This is a genomic window from Clostridium homopropionicum DSM 5847, assembly GCF_001263795.1.
GTDB lineage: Bacteria > Bacillota > Clostridia > Clostridiales > Clostridiaceae > Clostridium_H > Clostridium_H homopropionicum.
In genome coordinates, this window is record NZ_LHUR01000042.1 from 197,997 (window position 1) to 216,815 (window position 18,819).

16 protein-coding genes, 4 tRNA genes and 1 riboswitch are annotated in these 18,819 nt (G+C 31.1%); of the genes, 1 reads left to right on the plus strand and 19 read right to left on the minus strand.

The annotated features are described in order from the left end of the window. Window positions 1-5: 5 nt before the first annotated feature. The 10 genes from secA to CLHOM_RS16040 all read right to left on the minus strand — a co-directional run bounded on the left by secA (window position 6) and on the right by CLHOM_RS16040 (window position 9,474). The gene (gene secA / locus CLHOM_RS15995; protein WP_052222688.1) at window positions 6-2,513 is read right to left on the minus strand and encodes a preprotein translocase subunit SecA; all 2,508 of its coding nucleotides are present in this window, start codon (window positions 2,511-2,513) and stop codon (window positions 6-8) included. Window positions 2,514-2,760: 247 nt separating this feature from the next. Next, window positions 2,761-3,291, minus strand: coding sequence for a ribosome hibernation-promoting factor, HPF/YfiA family (gene hpf / locus CLHOM_RS16000; protein ID WP_052222689.1), 531 nt, complete (start codon window positions 3,289-3,291; stop codon window positions 2,761-2,763). A 242-nt stretch (window positions 3,292-3,533) separates the two neighbouring features. Continuing rightward, entirely contained in the window at window positions 3,534-4,214 is a 681-nt protein-coding gene (locus CLHOM_RS16005) for a ComF family protein (protein ID WP_052222690.1), read from the minus strand. Continuing rightward, the gene (locus CLHOM_RS16010) at window positions 4,187-5,209 is read right to left on the minus strand and encodes a hypothetical protein (protein WP_052222691.1); all 1,023 of its coding nucleotides are present in this window, start codon (window positions 5,207-5,209) and stop codon (window positions 4,187-4,189) included. Before CLHOM_RS16010 ends, CLHOM_RS16005 begins: the two co-directional genes overlap by 28 nt. A gap of 16 nt (window positions 5,210-5,225) precedes the next feature. After that, entirely contained in the window at window positions 5,226-7,463 is a 2,238-nt protein-coding gene (recD2, locus tag CLHOM_RS16015) for an SF1B family DNA helicase RecD2 (RefSeq protein ID WP_052222692.1), read from the minus strand. A 128-nt stretch (window positions 7,464-7,591) separates the two neighbouring features. Continuing rightward, window positions 7,592-8,767: a methionine adenosyltransferase gene (gene metK / locus CLHOM_RS16020; RefSeq protein WP_052222693.1), complete on the minus strand. Its 1,176-nt coding sequence runs from the start codon at window positions 8,765-8,767 to the stop codon at window positions 7,592-7,594. 72 nt (window positions 8,768-8,839) lie between these two features. Then, a riboswitch (SAM riboswitch) is annotated at window positions 8,840-8,940 on the minus strand. Window positions 8,941-9,093: 153 nt separating this feature from the next. After that, window positions 9,094-9,178: transfer RNA gene (locus CLHOM_RS16025), tRNA-Tyr, on the minus strand. A 47-nt stretch (window positions 9,179-9,225) separates the two neighbouring features. Beyond that, a tRNA-Val gene (locus CLHOM_RS16030) sits at window positions 9,226-9,301 on the minus strand. Window positions 9,302-9,308: 7 nt separating this feature from the next. After that, window positions 9,309-9,393: transfer RNA gene (locus CLHOM_RS16035), tRNA-Tyr, on the minus strand. Between the two features lie 5 nt (window positions 9,394-9,398). Next, window positions 9,399-9,474: transfer RNA gene (locus CLHOM_RS16040), tRNA-Thr, on the minus strand. Between the two features lie 225 nt (window positions 9,475-9,699). Between CLHOM_RS16040 and yyaC the strand changes: the two genes are divergently transcribed. Next, on the plus strand, window positions 9,700-10,245 hold the full coding sequence (yyaC, locus tag CLHOM_RS16045; RefSeq protein WP_052222694.1) for a spore protease YyaC: 546 nt from the start codon (window positions 9,700-9,702) through the stop codon (window positions 10,243-10,245). Window positions 10,246-10,328: 83 nt separating this feature from the next. Here yyaC and mreB read toward each other — a convergent pair whose 3' ends face one another. From mreB to atpG, 9 genes are all read right to left on the minus strand, one after another. Continuing rightward, complete coding sequence (gene mreB, locus CLHOM_RS16050) at window positions 10,329-11,360, minus strand: rod shape-determining protein (protein ID WP_052222695.1); 1,032 nt, start codon at window positions 11,358-11,360, stop codon at window positions 10,329-10,331. Between the two features lie 138 nt (window positions 11,361-11,498). Next, complete coding sequence (gene spoIIID / locus CLHOM_RS16055; protein ID WP_052222696.1) at window positions 11,499-11,747, minus strand: sporulation transcriptional regulator SpoIIID; 249 nt, start codon at window positions 11,745-11,747, stop codon at window positions 11,499-11,501. 123 nt (window positions 11,748-11,870) lie between these two features. Next, entirely contained in the window at window positions 11,871-12,632 is a 762-nt protein-coding gene (locus tag CLHOM_RS16060) for a M23 family metallopeptidase (RefSeq protein WP_052222697.1), read from the minus strand. Between the two features lie 149 nt (window positions 12,633-12,781). Next, complete coding sequence (spoIID, locus tag CLHOM_RS16065) at window positions 12,782-13,813, minus strand: stage II sporulation protein D (RefSeq protein ID WP_052222698.1); 1,032 nt, start codon at window positions 13,811-13,813, stop codon at window positions 12,782-12,784. Between the two features lie 175 nt (window positions 13,814-13,988). Then, window positions 13,989-15,248, minus strand: a complete 1,260-nt coding sequence (murA, locus tag CLHOM_RS16070) for a UDP-N-acetylglucosamine 1-carboxyvinyltransferase (RefSeq protein WP_052222699.1) — start codon at window positions 15,246-15,248, stop codon at window positions 13,989-13,991. A 30-nt stretch (window positions 15,249-15,278) separates the two neighbouring features. Continuing rightward, on the minus strand, window positions 15,279-15,971 hold the full coding sequence (locus CLHOM_RS16075; protein ID WP_052222700.1) for a YwmB family TATA-box binding protein: 693 nt from the start codon (window positions 15,969-15,971) through the stop codon (window positions 15,279-15,281). A gap of 139 nt (window positions 15,972-16,110) precedes the next feature. Continuing rightward, window positions 16,111-16,515 (minus strand): F0F1 ATP synthase subunit epsilon, encoded by a 405-nt coding sequence (locus tag CLHOM_RS16080; protein WP_052222701.1) that lies wholly within the window; start codon window positions 16,513-16,515, stop codon window positions 16,111-16,113. Window positions 16,516-16,526: 11 nt separating this feature from the next. Then, entirely contained in the window at window positions 16,527-17,924 is a 1,398-nt protein-coding gene (gene atpD, locus CLHOM_RS16085; RefSeq protein WP_052222702.1) for a F0F1 ATP synthase subunit beta, read from the minus strand. A 12-nt stretch (window positions 17,925-17,936) separates the two neighbouring features. Next, entirely contained in the window at window positions 17,937-18,800 is an 864-nt protein-coding gene (gene atpG / locus CLHOM_RS16090) for an ATP synthase F1 subunit gamma (protein WP_052222703.1), read from the minus strand. Window positions 18,801-18,819 lie beyond the last annotated feature (19 nt).

Genomic DNA, 18,819 nt, shown 5'->3' on the forward strand with positions numbered 1-18,819 from the left:
CAAGCTTACCTTCCACAACAATTCTTATACTTCTTACCGCTTCCGCAAGAACAAAGATCATTTCTTCCCACTTTCTCTTCTTTTCTTCTTACAGGCTCTTTTTTAAGAGAATCATCTCCACTCATATTAGTAGAGGTTTCTTTAGCAACCCTTTCTCTCTCTGGAGCATTGTTTGTTACTTGTATATGGAATAAATATTTAACTGTATCAACTTTTATACTTTCAATCATTTCTTCAAACATTTCGCTTCCTTCAAATTGATATGCTTGAACAGGATCTTGCTGCTTATAGGCTCTAAGTCCCATACCTTGCTTTAAATGATCCATATTATCTATATGATCCATCCATTTAGTATCTACAACTCTTAGAAGAATAACTCTTTCTATTTCTCTTAGCTGCTCTGAACCAATAGTATTTTCTTTTTCTCCATATATTTCTTCAGCCAAAGCAATAAATTTTTCTTTTATTTCCTCATCAGATAAAGATTTAATATCATCAACTGTAACAGTTCCCTTTGGAAGGTATATATCCTCTAGAAAAGCAATAAGCTTTTTTAAATCCTCTTCGAAATCTTCTTCTAGTCCTGACATATGAGAATCCACAGCACCTGATATTAGACTTCTTATCATTTCTTGAACATCTTCTTTTAGAGATTCTCCTTCAAGCACTTCTGTTCTTTGCTTATATATAACTGTTCTTTGTTGATTCATTACATCATCATATTTTAATACAGTTTTTCTTACGTCAAAGTTATTTCCTTCTACTTTCTTTTGTGCATTTTCAATAGCACTTGAAACTAATTTACTTTCTATTGCATCCTCGTCACTTAAACCTAGTTTTTCAACTATACCTTGAAGTCTTTCTGATGCAAATATTCTCATTAAATCATCTTCTAAGGATACAAAAAATCTTGAGAAACCTGGGTCTCCTTGACGACCAGAACGTCCTCTTAATTGATTATCAATACGTCTAGATTCATGTCTTTCACTACCTATTACCTTAAGCCCTCCAAGCTCTGTAACCCCTTCCCCAAGCTTAATGTCAGTACCACGACCTGCCATATTGGTAGCTATAGTAACTGTTCCCTTTTCACCAGCATGAGAAATGATTTCTGCTTCCTGCTCATGATATTTAGCATTAAGAACTCTATGAGGAACTCCTTTTCTCTTTAACATATCTGAAAGAAGTTCAGACTTTTCTATACTTACAGTACCCACAAGAACTGGCTGCCCAGCTTTATAAGTTTCCTCAATTTCATTTACAATAGCTTTGAATTTAGCCTTCTCTGATTTATATACTACATCAGGAGAATCAATTCTAGCAATCGGCATGTGTGTTGGTACTACTATTACATCTAGACCGTAAATTTCTCTAAATTCACTTTCTTCAGTTTGTGCTGTACCTGTCATACCTGAAAGCTTTGAATACATTCTGAAGTAATTTTGGAAAGTTATAGTTGCAAGAGTCTTAGATTCTTTTTGAATTTTAACCCCTTCTTTTGCCTCTATAGCTTGGTGAAGACCATCACTATATCTTCTTCCTTCCATAAGTCTTCCAGTAAATTCGTCAACTATTATAACTTCGTCATCTTTTACCATATAATCTTTATCACGTTTCATCATATAATTAGCCTTTAATGCTTGAACTACATGATGTTGTATTTGCATGTTTTCTGCATCTGCAAAGTTATCTATATGAAAATACTTTTCTGCCTTTTCTATTCCTAAATCAGTAAGAATTACTGAATTAGTCTTTTCATCCTTTGTATAATCCTCTTCTTTTAAAGTCTTTGCGAAAAAATCTGCTACTCTATAGAAATCAGTAGACTTTTCACCTTCTCCTGAAATTATTAGTGGAGTTCTAGCTTCGTCAATTAATATAGAGTCAACTTCGTCAACTATACAGAAATTTAGTTCTCTCTGAACTCTCTCTTCCTTATAAATAACCATGTTATCTCTTAAATAATCAAAGCCAAATTCATTATTTGTTCCATATGTAATATCACAGTTATATGACTCACGTCTTTCATCGTTATTTAACTCATGAACTATAACTCCTGTTGTAAGTCCCAAAAATCCGTATAATTGACCCATTTGGTCTCTATCTCTTTTTGCTAAGTAGTCATTTACAGTAACAACATGAACTCCTTTTCCAGATAGTGCATTTAAATATGCTGGTAGTGTGGCAACTAAGGTTTTTCCTTCTCCGGTTTTCATTTCAGCTATTCTTCCTTGATGAAGAACCATTCCTCCCATAAGCTGCTCTCTAAAGTGCTTCATTCCTAGAACTCTAGAAGAAGCTTCTCTTACTACTGCAAAAGCTTCTGGAAGTATATCTTCTAAGGTTTTTCCATTCTGTATCATTTGTTTAAATTCTGTAGTTTTATTTCTTAATTCTTCATCAGAAAAATTTTTAAATTTATCCTCATAAGAAATGATTCTGTCAACTACAGGAGTAATCTTTTTTAATTCTCTTTCACTATATGTACCAAATATCTTTTCGAATAATCCCATTTACTTTCATCCTCACTAACCATTATTTATATTTTATACAAAATTCTTTACTAAACTATACTAATTGATTATAACATCTAATTATAATGGGTTCAACAATGTACCCTCTAAATAATTATTAACATTATTATTGAATTATAAACCGAAGTTTACTTATTAATGTCTTATTAAGAAATACTGACTAAAAATATACATTATGATATTTATACAAATAAAAGGAGGCCTTTGCCTCCTTTACTATATACTCTTAATATTCAGGTTCTATTAATCCATATTTTCCATCTTTTCTTTTATATACTACATTTATTTCATTTGTATCAGCATTTGTATATACAAAGAAATTATGTCCTAAAAGTTCCATTTGAAGAATTGCTTCTTCCTCATTCATTGGTTTTACTGGGAATCTTTTAGTTTTTACTATTTTGAATTCTTCTTCATCAGAGTTTAGATTATATTCTGGAATCAATTGATATCTTAAAGAATCGCCATACTTTCTTCTCTCTAACTTAGTTTTTTGTTTTCTAATTTGCTTTTCAAGCTTCTCTAATACCAAATCTATAGCTGCATACATATCATCATTATCTTCTTCTGCTCTTAAAATAACTCCATTAAAGGGAATGGTAACTTCAACAATTTGTCTATTCTTTTGAACACTTAATGTGGTATTTGCCTCCACACTTGGACTAAAATATTTTTCTAGTTTTGTCAATTTCCTTTCTACAGCGTCTCTTAATCCTTCAGTAATTATAATGTTTTTTCCATTAACAGTTATGTTCATAAAGTCAGCCCCTTTCTCGTTATCTACTAATGTGAAAACTAGGAGATACTTGTGATAATTTGTATTTTCTTAATTATATTACTAATAAAAATAAATAACAAATATAAATACAGCTTGAATTTAAAGAATATTTTATTAGATTATTGATATAAGATTTTCTTTTCTTCTTCTAATTCTTTATTAATAGTTAATATGAAAGAAGATTATTTATTTATTTTATGTTATAATAAAATTTAGGGGCATTATATTTTACTTTTCGCCCCAGTTAAAACATGCACTTCTTTTGCTCCTTTATCCAACAGCGCTTTTGCGCAATAGAATGCTGTTGCTCCTGTGGTAATCACATCATCTATTAATAGTATACTTTTCCCTATAATATTCTTTTTATTTATTCCCTCATAAGAATTATTTATGTTTAGCCATCTTTCTTCTCCACTTAAACCAATTTGGTCTTTTGTCTCTTTTACTTTTCTTAGCAACCTTACAACCTTTATATTAGTTTCTCTTCCTATTGCTTTTGCTAGAAATTCAGTCTGATTATAGCCTCTTTTTCGAAGATTTTTTCTTGTTGCAGGAACAAAGGTAATTAATTCAATAGTTAAATGAGCATTGCCCAAGGTTTCTATCATGATTTTAGTTAAAATTTCTCCAGCAATAAAGTCACTTTTATACTTTAATCTTGATATAAGTTCTTTTGTTATTCCAGAATAATATAAAGAACTATATGCTTTTATATTAAAGCCATTTAGTTTTATTTCAAATGGCTCATTACATCTTTTTATTTTAGAATTACATTCCTTGCATAAAAACATATTTTCATTGCTATAGTTTTTGCATATTATGCAGCAATCATTTGTAGTATATATTATTGATAGAAAGCATTTAATTAAATATATTATATTTTTAATAATTTCATTTCCCATGCTTGTTTATTAAAATACCTTATTATATCTTTAGCTGTATCCATATGCTCAGTATCATAATTTGCTAAAAATATAACCTCCCCCCTTAGGCTATAACTACTCCTTCCTACCTTTCCACAAAGGTAAACTAAATTTTTATAATTAAAATATCCATCATCTGCGAAAAATACCATAACATTAAGGTTTTCAATATTAAAAGATATGTCTTTAAAATGATTAGTAACAAGTATACATTTATTTTTGTTTATAAATTTATATAAAGCTGCTTTATCTTCTCTGCCTTTTATATAATAGAAAATATTGTTAGTAAATTTACTGCAATAGTATGCCAAGTATTCATATACATTAAATACTTTTTCCTCACTGGGTACATATACTATAACTTTTCTTTCATCCCTAATTATCCATTCAAGGTATTCATATATAACATAAGGTATATCCTTATTTATATCAATTCTAGTTGTAATTATCTTTGGTTCAGCTAGTGGTGAATAATTTGCCCTTACTGGAAATAAAAGCTCCTTGCTGTAATTAAAAGTTCGTTCTATAGAGTAAGCTATTATCTTACCCTCACTTTTACATCTTTCAATAGTTATTTTTGCAATTTCTTCTTTGGAATAAAAAGAAAAGCTCTTTATATCATCATAAATTACTAAATCAAATTTATCCGAAATATTATTTGACATCTCATGCTTGCATATTACTACTGGAATACCGCAATATTTACTATTTATTTTAAAATAAGTATAGTTTTTAAAATCATTTTCTTTTTTCAAGCTTTTAATAATATTTATATTCTCAGATTCTTCATTAGTTATATATAGAATACTTTTATTTTCCTCAATATAATCAATTATTACCTTTGCAAAAATTTCATAAACATTGTATGGAGGAGAAATAATATTTAAAAATTTTTCTCTTCCGCGACTCCATTGATTTATTTCATTAATTATGTTATCAATGCTATCGCTATGTTCCGTAACAGATAAATACATATTTATACTCATCCCCTTAGGATAAACTTTTGTTATATTCCATTACATTATCTTCTAGTATATTCAAAATTCTCCACTTAAGTGCTGAATATCTTTCATAGCTTTTTTTATTGCTGGTCATAAAGTTAACTGCCTTTAAAAGTCCTACTAAAACTACCATCTTCTTAGCTCTAGTAATCCCTGTGTAGAATAAGTTCTTATTCATTAATAGAGGTGGCCCCATGAACATAGGCATAATTACTACTGGGAATTCACTTCCTTGGCTTTTATGAACTGTCATAGCATAAGCTATTTCAAGTTCATCTAAATATACATTATCATATATAATTTTTCTTTCCTCATCAAAAACCACTACTAATTTTTCTTCATCTATTTCCCAAATGTAGCCAATATCTCCGTTAAAAACTCCTATACCTTCTTTTTCTCCTTCTCCAGAAACTCGAGTCCATTTTAAATTATAATTATTTTTAGTTTGCATTACCTTATCTCCAATTCTAAATAAGGTATCTTTAAATTTCAGCTCTTGTTTTTCTTTATCCTTTGGATTAAGAATTTCTTGCAGTTTCTTATTTAAATTTTCAACTCCAAGAATCCCCTTTCTCATAGGAGTTAATATTTGAATATCTTTTATCTTATCCCAATCCTTATTAAAAGTAGGAAGACGCTTGTTAATTAGCTGAACTAAAGTATCTAAAATCTCTTCCTGTTCCTCTGCCTTTAAAAAATAAAAATCTTTATTTTTTTTATTTAATATAGGCATTTCTCCATTATTAATTTTATGTGCATTAATAACAATCATGCTTTCTTCTGCTTGTCTAAAAATATCTTTTAAACGCACTACCTTTACACACTTACTTTCAATCAGGTCTCGCAGCACATTACCTGGTCCAACAGATGGTAATTGATCTGCATCTCCAACTATTATAAGTCTTGTTCCCATTGGAATGGCCTTAAGAAGACTATTCATTAGTAAAATGTCTATCATAGACGCTTCGTCCACTATAAGAACATCACACTGAAGTGGTGTCTCTTCTCCTCTATAAAAATCCATTTCTTCCTCTTCACTGAAGCCTAATTCTAACAATCTGTGAATAGTTTTTGCTTCTCTTCCTGTAGCATCACTCATCCTTTTTGCTGCTCTGCCAGTTGGTGCTGCCATAAATACACTCATACCATGATTTTCAAATATTTCTGTTATACATTTAATAATTGTTGTCTTTCCTGTACCTGGTCCACCTGTTATTATTTCTATACCATTTTGAAAGGCTCCTTTTATCGCTTCTATTTGAGTCAATGCAAATTTTATATTATTTGCTTTTTCAAAGTTCTCAATTTCTTCTATTATATTTATCTTGATGTTATCGTAGCTACTAGTAGCTAAAGTAAGAATCTTACTTGTTACTGATAACTCGCAATAATAATATGGCATGGTGAAAACGCATTCCTGATTATTAATAACTTCTAACTTTAGTTTTCCATTTAAAACTGAGTTCTGAATATTTTGTTCAATATCTTTCTCGTTAACATTTAAAATACTTTCTGTTTCCTTTATTAACTTATCTAGCGGCATATAAGTGTTACCCATGTTACAAAACTGATTTACCATATATTTAATGCCGCATTGTATTCTATAAGGTGAATTGCTTTCTATTCCTAAGCTTCTTGCAATTTTATCTGCAGTTTTAAAACCTATTCCAGATATATCATCTGTTAAAGTATACGGATTTTCTTTTACTGTATTAATAGAATTAGTACCGTATTTTTTATGTATCTTAATACACTGCTTAGCTGTAACTCCATAGGTCTGAAGAAATACCATTATATTTCTTATTTCTCTTTGCTTTGAGTAGGAACTTGCAATTGTATCAATTTTTTTAGCTCCTATACCTTCAATTTCATTTAATCTTTCTATATTATTATCTAATATCTCAAGTGTTTTTTCTCCAAAATGTTCAATTATCTTTTTAGCGGTTATCGGTCCTATGCCTGATATAATCCCTGAAGATAAATACTTTTCAATTCCTTCTAATGAATTGGGCACTATCTCTTCGTATGCTGTTACCCTAAACTGTTCTCCAAATTGAGGGTGTTTAAACCATTCTCCTGAAAGCTTTAGATTTTGCCCTTCAGAAATATATGGAATAAATCCTGTTATTGTGGTTCTTAACTTTTTATCCCTTATATATGCAACTACATAACCATTTCCTTCATTTTTAAAAACTATAGATTCTACTGTTCCCTGAATATCAGTCATAAAATCGCTCCCGAAATATAATTAACTTAAGTTAATTATAAATATATAACTATTATTTCTCAACTATTATATATTCTTTCCATGATAATAAAAAAACTAACCTATTAAAATAGATTAGTTTTTTATTACTATAAATATTTTTTTATTTCTTCAACCTTATTAAGCTGCTCCCATGGAAGATCTAAATCATTTCTTCCAAAATGTCCATAAGCCGCAACCTGTCTATATAGAGGTCTTCTTAAATCTAAATCTCTAATAATAGCTCCTGGTCTTAAATCAAATACAGAATTTACAATCTCAACTATTTTGTCATCCTCTATTTTTCCAGTTCCAAAAGTATTTACTAATAGTGATACTGGATGTGCAACACCAATAGCATAAGCAAGACCAATTTCTATTTTATCTGCAACTCCAGCAGCAACTAGATTTTTAGCTACCCATCTTGCTGCATAAGCTCCTGATCTATCAACCTTAGTTGGGTCTTTACCTGAAAAAGCTCCACCACCATGTCTTCCATATCCACCATATGTGTCAACAATTATTTTTCTACCAGTAAGTCCAGTATCTCCATTTGGTCCCCCAATTACAAATCTTCCTGTAGGATTAATGAAGTACTTTGTATTAGCATCTAGCCATTCATTTGGAATTATATATTTTATAACATGTTCCATTATATCTTTTCTAATTTGCTCTTGTGTAACTTCTGGATCGTGTTGAGTAGAAACTACAACAGTATCTATTCTTACTGGCTTATCATCTTCATATTCAACAGTTACTTGAGTTTTTCCATCTGGTCTTAAATATGAAAGAATACCATTTTTTCTAAGCTCAGTTAATCTTCTTGATAATTGATGTGCCATACTTATTGGAAGCGGCATATATTCAGGAGTTTCATTAGAAGCAAAACCAAACATTATTCCTTGATCTCCAGCACCAACTGCTTCTACATTGTCTTTTTCACCTTCTCTTGATTCTAAGGCTTCATTTACTCCCATTGCTATATCAGATGATTGTTCATCAATTGAAGTTAGCACGGCACAAGTCTCAGCGTCAAATCCATATTTTGCTCTTGTATATCCTATATCTGTAACAACTCCACGTACTAGCTTTGGAATATCTACATAGCAATTAGTTGATATTTCTCCCATTACCATAACCATACCAGTTGTAACTGCTGTTTCACAGGCAACTCTTCCATATGGATCTTTTTCTAATATAGAGTCTAAAATGGCATCTGAAATTTGATCACAAATTTTATCTGGGTGTCCTTCTGTTACTGATTCTGAAGTAAACAATCTTTTCATTTCATATTCTCCTTTCAAAAAATTAAAACCTCTTTTAACAAAAAGAGGTTGGATTAGCAGCATTATCGTTTCTTCTTATCTTGCAGAATATTCTGCAGGAATTAGCACCTTAGTACATAAGCACCGGTTGCTGGGTTTCACAGGGCCATTCCCTCCACCTCTCTTGATAAGATATTTTCTTATCTCTTATTAACTTATAAAGTAGCATAATACTATAATATTATCATAGCAATATGTAAGTGTCAATATATTTATAACAAAATTTGACATTATTATTCAATAACTAATATCATTAAAAAAGACATCTTCAAGATGCCATTGTTTTGTGGTGGAGGAGGATGGATTCGAACCATCGAAACGAAACGTAACAGATTTACAGTCTGCCCCCTTTGGCCACTCGGGAACTCCTCCATGTTATTTAGAATATTTAACTTTAATTTTCCAACTAATAAAAAAAATGGTGGGCACAACAGGGCTCGAACCTGTGACCCTCTGCTTGTAAGGCAGATGCTCTCCCAGCTGAGCTATGCGCCCATTTTTTTGGTGGAGGAGGATGGATTCGAACCATCGAAACGAAACGTAACAGATTTACAGTCTGCCCCCTTTGGCCACTCGGGAACTCCTCCGTAGTTGGTGCTGGCATCAGGAATTGAACCCGAAACCTACTGATTACAAGTCAGTTGCTCTACCTATTGAGCTATGCCAGCATCTTTTTAATTATTGTTGACTAGGTTCGTCAACGAATATTAGTATACCTAGAAGTAGGACTAATTTCAACCTTGAATTATTTCATTATAAGCAATTAAGCCTTTACTTTCTCTAAATTTCACCTAATTTCTCTCTCTTCCTTATACATACAACTTTAGATTATAAAAAATTTTCCTCATATCCCTTAATCTCCTTTCATATAAATTATCAAGGAGGTGTAGCTCTTGAATAAAGTAAGAGTCCACTATAAAGATAATTTATCTTACTATGAAATAGCTTATTTCTTAAAGGATTACATTGATAAAAATTCTGTAATAGTATGCATAGGAACTGATAGATGTATAGGTGATTGTCTAGGCCCATTAGTAGGAACATTACTTAAAATAAAAAACTTTCCTTTAGCAGTTTATGGGACCATTCCAGAACCTATACATGCTTTAAATATAGATAAACAGCTAGAAGAAATATACAAGCTTCATCCCTCTTGTAATATTATTGGTGTAGATGCTTGTTTAGGTGATAGCAAAAACATAGGAGAAATTCAAGGTAGAGATTATCCAATACATCCCGGAAAAGGTGTTGGTAAAGTCTTGCCTGATGTAGGCAATGCTTCAATCATTGGAATTGTAGATTCTACTGGAAATAATGAACTATTTACAAATAGAAATATACGTTTAAACTTAATAATGGAAATGGCCAAGGTTATTAGTCATTCGTTAATTCACGCTTATTATCTTTCTCAAATTCACGCTAAAGGAATTGACACATAAAAAATAGAAACAAAAAAATAAGTAGCTATAAGAGTTTATGCTTAGAGCTACTTATTGAAATAAACTTATATAATAAGTATATATTAATCAATTAGATTAATATCTTGTCCTTTATAAGATGCATCAATTTTATCTAAAAAATTAAGCACTTCACCAGTGCCAAGTGCTACAGATGATACGGAATCTTCAGATACTCTTACTGGAACTTTAGTTACCTCTGATATTAACTTATCTAAACCATTTAATAGGGATCCTCCGCCTGTCATAACAATACCTTTATCAGCAATATCTGCGGCCAATTCAGGTGGAGTTTTTTCTAATACAGAATGAGTACATTCTGCAATGGCATTCACTGCTTCACTTAATGCTTCTCTCATTTCTTCCGAGGAAACAGTTATATTTTTAGGAAGACCGGTTATTAAATCTCTTCCCCTTATTTCCATACTCAAATTTTCTTCTCTTTTATAAGCTGTTCCAACATTTATCTTTAAATCCTCTGCTGTTCTTTCGCCAATCATAAGCTTATGCTTTTTTCTTATGTATCTTATTATTGATTCGTCAAAGCTATCTCCCGCAACTTTTATAGAACTTCTTACAACCATCCCTCCTAGAGAAATAACTGCAATATCAGTTGTACCTCCTCCAATATCTATAACCATGTTACCACTTGCCTTGGTGATATCCAATCCTGAACCTATAGCAGCTGCAAGAGGCTCCTCTATTAAAAATACTTTTTTAGCTCCAGCATTCACTGCTGCATCCTTAACAGCTCTTTTTTCTACTTCAGTAGCTTCACAAGGAACACAAATTACAACCCTGGGAGCACCTACTCTTTTTTTACCACATGCTTTTCTTATAAAATGTTTCAACATTTTTTCTGTAATATCATAATCAGATATTACTCCATCTCTCAATGGTCTTATAGCGACAATATTACCTGGAGTTCTTCCTATCATTTGCCTTGCCTCTTCTCCAACGGCTAAGACTTTATTAGTATTTTTATCAATAGCCACAACTGATGGTTCCTTCAATACAATTCCTTTTCCTTTAATGTAAACTAAGACGGTAGCTGTACCTAAATCTATTCCCATATCTGTGCTCATTCTAAAAAACATCCCTAATTTCACTCCTGCTCTTTCGTAATAGTAATATATCTGTTAATATCTATACTTATTATATACGTTTATACTTACATATTCCATAGTATTACAAAAAAAACATTAATAATAAGCTAAATTGGGAATATTAATACTTTATATTGTCTTATATTTCATTTTTGTGGCTTTTCCGCCCCTAATATGTCTCTCTGATTTATTTATATCTAATACATCTTTAGCCTCTTTAGCTACTTGAGGATTAATTCTAGGTAACCTTTCAGTCATATCTTTGTGAATTGTGCTCTTGCTAACACCAAACACTCTAGCAGTTTTTCTGATTGTAGCTTTAGATTCTATAATATACCTAGCAACTTCAAGAACCCTCTCTTCAATGTAATCTTTCAAAGTGCTACCTCCTTAACCTTATATATTTATAAATATGCACTTCCAATACTTTAAATTACTATAAGCCTTGTTATTATTTGGCCATTTTCCGAATTAAATCGGAAAATGGCTTTTAATGATAGACTAATATTTTATATATTTTTCTGGATTTTCGCTTGAGAACTGTGGATCTTCTTTAGTATTTTTTAATACTTGTAAGTATAAGAAATTTCCTCCAATTTCATCAGCCATTCCTCTCAAGGAGCTATTACCTATCTTTCCAATTACCTGTCCTTGAGTTACTTTATCACCTTTACTTACCTTTACCTCTTTATCAAGATTTCCATAACAAGTGTACTTGCCACTTTCTGGGTGATAAATAGTAATTAAGGTTCCAAAGGCTCCATCATTATCTATTGATTTTACTTCACCAGCTGCCGCAGCTTTTACTGATGTTCCAACCTTTGCTTTAATATTAATACCAAAGTTAGGTCTATATGTTTTTGATGTTTCCCACCAAACAGGAGTTTCCGAATACTTCATTGCTATTTCGCCATCAACTGGTTTAATAAATTTTGGCTCAGTAGTATTAGATACTTCCAATTCTTTATTAGTTGAAGCTTTAGTTTCAGCCTTATCATTTGTTTTTACTTGAACTGCATTGTTAATTTCCTTATCCTTCTGGGAGATAGTAACTTCTTTTTTTGGTAGTGTAGTATCTCCCTTTGCTTGTGAATCAACACCTGCATTTTGAGAGGTTTGTGGATTATTTTCTGCTTTTTTATTATTTCCAGTAGTAATTGCGGCTACTGCTGCGGCAATACATAAGCAAACAAATAAAACTACATAGAATCCCTCTCTTTTCAAAAAATTTGAAGATTTTTTTCTGTTATTTTTGTTTTCCATATTTACACCTCCTTTTTCTAGTTTGTCCTTTAGTATCTAAAAAATACATTATTTATTAGATTTTCTTTCCTTTTTTTTCTATATAAAGCGACAAATTATTTCACAATAATAAAAAAAACGCCTAATTTAAGGCGTAAATTTCACATTATTTATTTTTCAACTAACTTCTGCAGCTCTATTCCCTGATAATAGTGCTTTAAGATTTCTTTATATGTATTTCCATCCTTAGCCATTGCATTGGCTCCCCATTGACTCATTCCTACTCCATGACCATAACCCATACATGTAATGGTTATATCATTAGGATTAAACTCTATAGTGAAATTTGCTGAATTCAGATTTAATTGAGTTCTAAATTTTTGTCCAGAAATATACTCTTTTCCTATCATCAAACTCATCACACTTCCAGCCTTGGATCTTTCAACTATTCTTAAATTACTTCTTAAGGTACTTCCTTTTAAATCAGCTTTTGAATTATAACTATTTATAATATCAGCCAGCTGACTATATGTATACTTTACTTTAGTAATATATTTTGGAGATTTTTCTTCTCCTGAACTTTCAACACTTTTTAGATAAGGTTGTCCTTTATTAAATACATCAATTGCATCTTCAGTTCTTCCACTGCTTGTGGAGAAATAGTATGGAGCCATTACCAATGACCCATTATAGGTAATTACTTCTCCTTTAGTTTCTTCCACTGCCTTCAAAATTTTTTCCCAATACTCCTCGCCCTTTTTCTTTGGCCATAATGCCATTCTTTCATCTTTATATATAAATACTTGAAACTCTGTAGTATCATTTACATCTGCCCCAAAAGCTTTTAAGTTTTTATTCTCACTAAAATTTTCAGTATGAGCAAGTCCATAAGTTCTTGCTGCTACTGCCTGTGCCTTTAAGGCTTCTATATCAAATTCCGCAGGCATTTCTGCTGCTACAACTCCAGTAACATAATCTTCAATATTCATTGAAACTATTCTTTTTTCTTTTGAGATATATACATCTATATTTAAGTCTTCTTCCCTATAAACCTTCTTTAACTTATTTTCATTAATATCTCCCTTATTCTTATTATTAATAATATTAAAGTTATTTTTTATCCCATCTAGACCAACAAGAAGCATTGAAATAATAGTAATAAACAACATTAAAGAAAAAACACCTATAAATATTTTTTTCATCTTTCTTATCTCCTTAAACAGTGAACCAAATTTATATTTTGGAGCAAGTTTCTTACTCAATTTACTAATTGAAGAAGAGTTTCATTTACTATATTTCTATTATTAAATAAATAAATTTATAACTTCCTTTTAAATTAATAAAGGCCAGTAATTTTTTTACTGGTCTTTATGATCTCTATTCTTCAATTCTTTCTATGTTTGCACCAAGCTGTTTAAATTTTTCTTCAATATTTACGTAACCTCTATCTATATGATATATATCTCTTATTTTTGTATATCCATCAGCTATTAACCCAGCTATAATTAATGCTGCCCCAGCTCTTAGGTCCGTTGCTTTTACTTCGCTTCCAGTTAACGTATCAACCCCTTCAACTATAGCACATCTTCCATTAATTTTTATGTTTGCACCCATTTTTTCGAGTTCACTAGCATGCATAAACCTATTTTCAAATATAGTTTCTGTAATTACACTGGTACCATGAACAGTACACAATAAACTCATCATCTGAGCTTGCATATCAGTTGGGAAACCTGGATAAGGCATGGTTTTTATATCTATAGGATTAAAGTTATTTTTACCATCTATAATAATACCGTCCTTATCTGGTATAACTATAACCCCTACCTCTACAAGTTTTGCTATTATAGGCTTTAAATGTTCTTCATTAACACCATTAAGCTTTATTCTGCTTTTAGTAATTGCTGCAGCAGCCATAAAAGTTCCTGCTTCAATCCTATCTGGTATAGGTCTATATTTTACTCCTTTTAATTCTTTAACCCCAATTATTCTTATTGTATCAGTACCAGCACCATATATTTGTGCTCCCATTCTTTTTAAAAAATTTGCTAAATCTTCAACTTCCGGCTCACTTGCTGCATTTTCTATTACTGTTTCCCCCTCTGCCAAAACTGCTGCCATCATTATATTTTCAGTGGCGCCTACAGATGGAAAATCCAAGTATATCCTACTGCCAACTAATTTATTTGCATAGGCTTCTACATACCCATGTCCAAAACTAACCTGTGCACCTAATGATGCAAAGCCTTTTAAATGTAGATCAATTGGTCTTGTGCCAATATTGCATCCACCTGGAAATGATATTTTAAACTTTTTAAATCTTGCTATCATTGGTCCCATTATAAGAAATGAAGCTCTCATCTTTCTCACTAAATCACTATCCGGCTCTTCACATACTAAATCAGAAGTATTAATAATTATTTTATCTTCTATATTTTTTATACTTATCTTTGCATTTATTGTTTTTAACACATCACAAATCACAAATACATCTCTAAGCATTGGAGCATTTTCAATTGTACAAGTATCAGAACTTAATATACTAGCAGCTATTATCGGAAGAATGGCGTTTTTAGCAGAGCTAATATTTACTTCCCCTTGCAATTGCCTACCACTTCTTACTAACATTTTATTCATCCTTACCCTCTCCATTCTATCGTTCCTTAGCTAATAGGATGTAAATATCTCAGGAGTTCCAATTATTATAAAGCTTCCTGAGTTATAATTACATAAAGCATAGTTTAAATCCATTAATTTTCCATTATTTTTCTTCGGTTTGTATTTATTAGTATAGGCAGAAGTACTAAATCCTTTTTCTAATTTCACTGTGCTAACATTTATTGCACCTTTATTTTTTAGTAAACTTATTATTTCTTTTTGTAAAGTTGATAAATCACTTGTAGGTATACTTGCCTTTAAGTATTGATACTCACTGTAATTACTTTTAGATATGCCATTAACTATACTTTTGTATTTCCCTTCTAAGTTATTTAGATCATTTTCCTTACTCTTTTCTATAACCTCAACAGTTATATCATTTAATTGTTCATGACCTATAATATTTATGTTTCCTATTAAATTATCTCTTGCAAAGTCAATATAATAATTCCCCTTTGTTTCTATAGTTCTTACAGTAATTCCTTTTTCTAAAGTAATCTGGTTAACAAAATAGCTTGAAAGTTCTTGTCCATTAGTCTCAGAGCTAAAATGGGTTTTAAATCCATATTCTACTACTTGTCCTTTTGTAGTAGTAAGCATTTCCTTAAAAAAATCAACTTTATTGTATATAAATTTCATTTTATAATTTAATAAAAATCCGATGCTGATTAAAATAAAAAGTGCAAACTTGTATTTTGCCATTTTATCCCACCTTCCTCTTTAGATTATGGACAAAGATTCAGAATATATACTTAAATATATTATTAATATATAAGTAAATTTAAAAAAGTGTGATAAAATAAAACAGGCGTGAATAATAAATTTATTATTCACGCCTGTTTTATTTTATCTTAGATGCTCTTATTCTATTTATTGCTCTTTTTAAAGCAAGCTCTGCTCTTTCTTTATCTATTCTCTCTTCTTTAGTTAGCCTTTGTTTAGCCCTTTCCAGAGAATTTTCTGCCCTCTCCTCATCAATTTCAGATGGCCATTCAGCAGCATCACAAAGTATAACAGTTTCATCTTTATTAACTCTTAATACTCCCGAAGAACAGAAAAAATTTTTCTCTTCACCATTAACTCCAATAATAGTAGTTATATTGGGTCTTAAAATAGCTATTAATGGTGCATGATCTGGTAGAATAGATCTTCTACCTTCTATTGTTTCTGTCATTAACTCTTTAATTTCTCCATTATAGAAGGTTTTTTGTGGAGTCCTTACTATTAATTTAATAAACTTTGACATTTTATTATCTCCTATACTTCAGCCATAGCTTTAGCTTTTTCTACTGCTTCTTCAATCTTTCCTACAAATAGGAAAGCTGATTCAGGAATGTCATCATACTTACCTTCAATAATTCCTTTGAAGCCTTTTACTGTCTCCTGAACTGGAACAAACTTACCTTTTATTCCAATGAATTGTTCAGCAACTCTAAATGGCTGAGATAGAAATCTTTGTACCTTTCTAGCTCTAGCTACCACTAACTTATCTTCTTCAGAAAGCTCATCTATACCAAGTATAGCTATAATATCTTGAAGTTCTTTGTATCTTTCAAGAATATGTTTTACCTTTATAGCAACATCATAATGCTCTTCCCCAACAATTCTAGGATCTAATATTCTTGAAGTTGATTCTAAAGGATCTACTGCTGGGTATATTCCAAGTTCGGAAATACCTCTAGATAAAACTGTAGTTGCATCAAGATGAGAAAAGGTAGTAGCTGGTGCTGGGTCTGTCAAGTCGTCTGCTGGAACATAAACAGCTTGAACTGATGTTATAGACCCGTGTTTAGTAGAAGTAATTCTTTCCTGCAAAGCTCCCATTTCTGTTGCAAGAGTTGGCTGGTAACCAACAGCACTAGGAATTCTTCCAAGTAATGCTGAAACTTCTGAACCAGCTTGAGTAAATCTAAAAATATTATCAATAAATAATAGAACATCTTGACCTTGATCTCTAAAATATTCTGCCATAGTAAGTCCTGTAAGAGCTACTCTCATTCTAGCTCCAGGAGGCTCATTCATTTGTCCAAATACTAGTGCAGTTTTATTTATTACTCCTGACTCTTCCATTTCATAGTAAAGATCATTACCTTCTCTTGTTCTCTCTCCGACTCCAGTAAATACAGATAGACCTCCATGTTCTTTAGCAATATTGTTTATTAGCTCTTGAATTAAAACTGTTTTTCCTACTCCTGCTCCTCCGAATAATCCTATCTTTCCACCTTTTTGATAAGGCGCAATTAAGTCAATTACCTTTATTCCTGTTTCAAACATTTCAGGCTCTACAGATTGATCTTCAAAGCTTGGAGCAGACCTGTGTATAGGATAGACGTTTTTATACTCAAAGCTTTCTCCATGATCAATAGTTTTACCTAATACATTGAAGAGTCTACCTAAAGTTTCATTACCTACTGGTACAGTTATTGGTTTCCCTGTGTCTACAGCTTTCGTCCCTCTTTTAACACCTTCAGTAGCTTCCATAGCTATAGTTCTTACAATATCGTCTCCAATATGTTGCTCTACTTCTGTTACTAGAATTTTAGAACCCATATCAATCTCAATAGCATTATAAATGTTTGGCAAACATTCAGAATTAAATTTTATATCTATTACAGGTCCTATTACCTGTACTACTTTACCTTCATTAGCTGACATAAGACACCTCCTTTATTTCTGAGCTTCTGCTCCTCCTACTATTTCAGATATCTCTTGTGTAATAATGCTTTGTCTTATTCTATTGTATTTCAAATTTAATTTTTCTAGTAAATCATCAGCATTTTTCGTAGCACCATCCATAGCAGTCATCTTTGAAGCATTTTCACTGGTTCTCGAAGTTATCATATAATTTATAAGAGCCGCTTTTAAGAATAAACTATATATTTCATTTTCAATACTCTTTAATTTTGGCTCAAACTCTGCAACTCCATTGTCAGTGAAATCTCTATTTATATCCTCTAAGTCAAAAGGGATAATCCTCTTTACCTTAACCTCTTGCTTTACAGCTGAAAAGAATTCTGTATAAACAACATTTATTTCACCAATTTTTTCATTAAAATATAAGTCAAGAGCTTTATCAAGTATAACACTAGCTTCTTTTACTGTAGGTATTTCTTCCATCTCAACAAATTCAGCTATAGATTCGAATTTATACTTTTTAAAATAAGCTCTTCCTTTTTGCCCTACTATAATAAGCATTGAGTTTTCTTTGTCTTTGTTTAAAGATTCAACTGTTTTACTAACTACTTTGCTGTTATATCCTCCGCAAAGACCCGCATCAGAAGTAATAGCAATATATAGTTTCTTATTGCTATTATTTCCTTTTATATAGATATTGTTAGGGTCTTGAGCATCTTTGATTGTTTGTCTTACAATTTCTCTCATTTTATTATAGTAAGCATTATTTACTTCTAATATCTCTCTAGCTTTTTTAAGTTTAGAGGTGGCAACAAGTCCTATAGCTTTTGTTATTTTTTTTGTATTATTTATAGATTTAATTCTACGTTTTATAGCAATTAATCCAGAACCAGCCATACTTCACCTCCCAAGATGT

What these genes read in the sequence shown, in the direction of transcription:
- CLHOM_RS16005 (WP_052222690.1), bottom strand. Translation starts at nt 4,214, where the DNA reads ATGGGAAATGAAATTATTAAAAATATAATATATTTAATTAAATGCTTT.
- recD2 (WP_052222692.1), bottom strand. Translation starts at nt 7,463, where the DNA reads ATGACTGATATTCAGGGAACAGTAGAATCTATAGTTTTTAAAAATGAA.
- murA (WP_052222699.1), bottom strand. Translation starts at nt 15,248, where the DNA reads ATGAATAAAATGTTAGTAAGAAGTGGTAGGCAATTGCAAGGGGAAGTA.
- spoIID (WP_052222698.1), bottom strand. Translation starts at nt 13,813, where the DNA reads ATGAAAAAAATATTTATAGGTGTTTTTTCTTTAATGTTGTTTATTACT.
- secA (WP_052222688.1), bottom strand. Translation starts at nt 2,513, where the DNA reads ATGGGATTATTCGAAAAGATATTTGGTACATATAGTGAAAGAGAATTA.
- CLHOM_RS16010 (WP_052222691.1), bottom strand. Translation starts at nt 5,209, where the DNA reads ATGTATTTATCTGTTACGGAACATAGCGATAGCATTGATAACATAATT.
- mreB (WP_052222695.1), bottom strand. Translation starts at nt 11,360, where the DNA reads ATGTTTTTTAGAATGAGCACAGATATGGGAATAGATTTAGGTACAGCT.
- CLHOM_RS16075 (WP_052222700.1), bottom strand. Translation starts at nt 15,971, where the DNA reads ATGGCAAAATACAAGTTTGCACTTTTTATTTTAATCAGCATCGGATTT.
- atpG (WP_052222703.1), bottom strand. Translation starts at nt 18,800, where the DNA reads ATGGCTGGTTCTGGATTAATTGCTATAAAACGTAGAATTAAATCTATA.
- metK (WP_052222693.1), bottom strand. Translation starts at nt 8,767, where the DNA reads ATGAAAAGATTGTTTACTTCAGAATCAGTAACAGAAGGACACCCAGAT.
- hpf (WP_052222689.1), bottom strand. Translation starts at nt 3,291, where the DNA reads ATGAACATAACTGTTAATGGAAAAAACATTATAATTACTGAAGGATTA.
- atpD (WP_052222702.1), bottom strand. Translation starts at nt 17,924, where the DNA reads ATGTCAGCTAATGAAGGTAAAGTAGTACAGGTAATAGGACCTGTAATA.
- CLHOM_RS16060 (WP_052222697.1), bottom strand. Translation starts at nt 12,632, where the DNA reads ATGGAAAACAAAAATAACAGAAAAAAATCTTCAAATTTTTTGAAAAGA.
- CLHOM_RS16080 (WP_052222701.1), bottom strand. Translation starts at nt 16,515, where the DNA reads ATGTCAAAGTTTATTAAATTAATAGTAAGGACTCCACAAAAAACCTTC.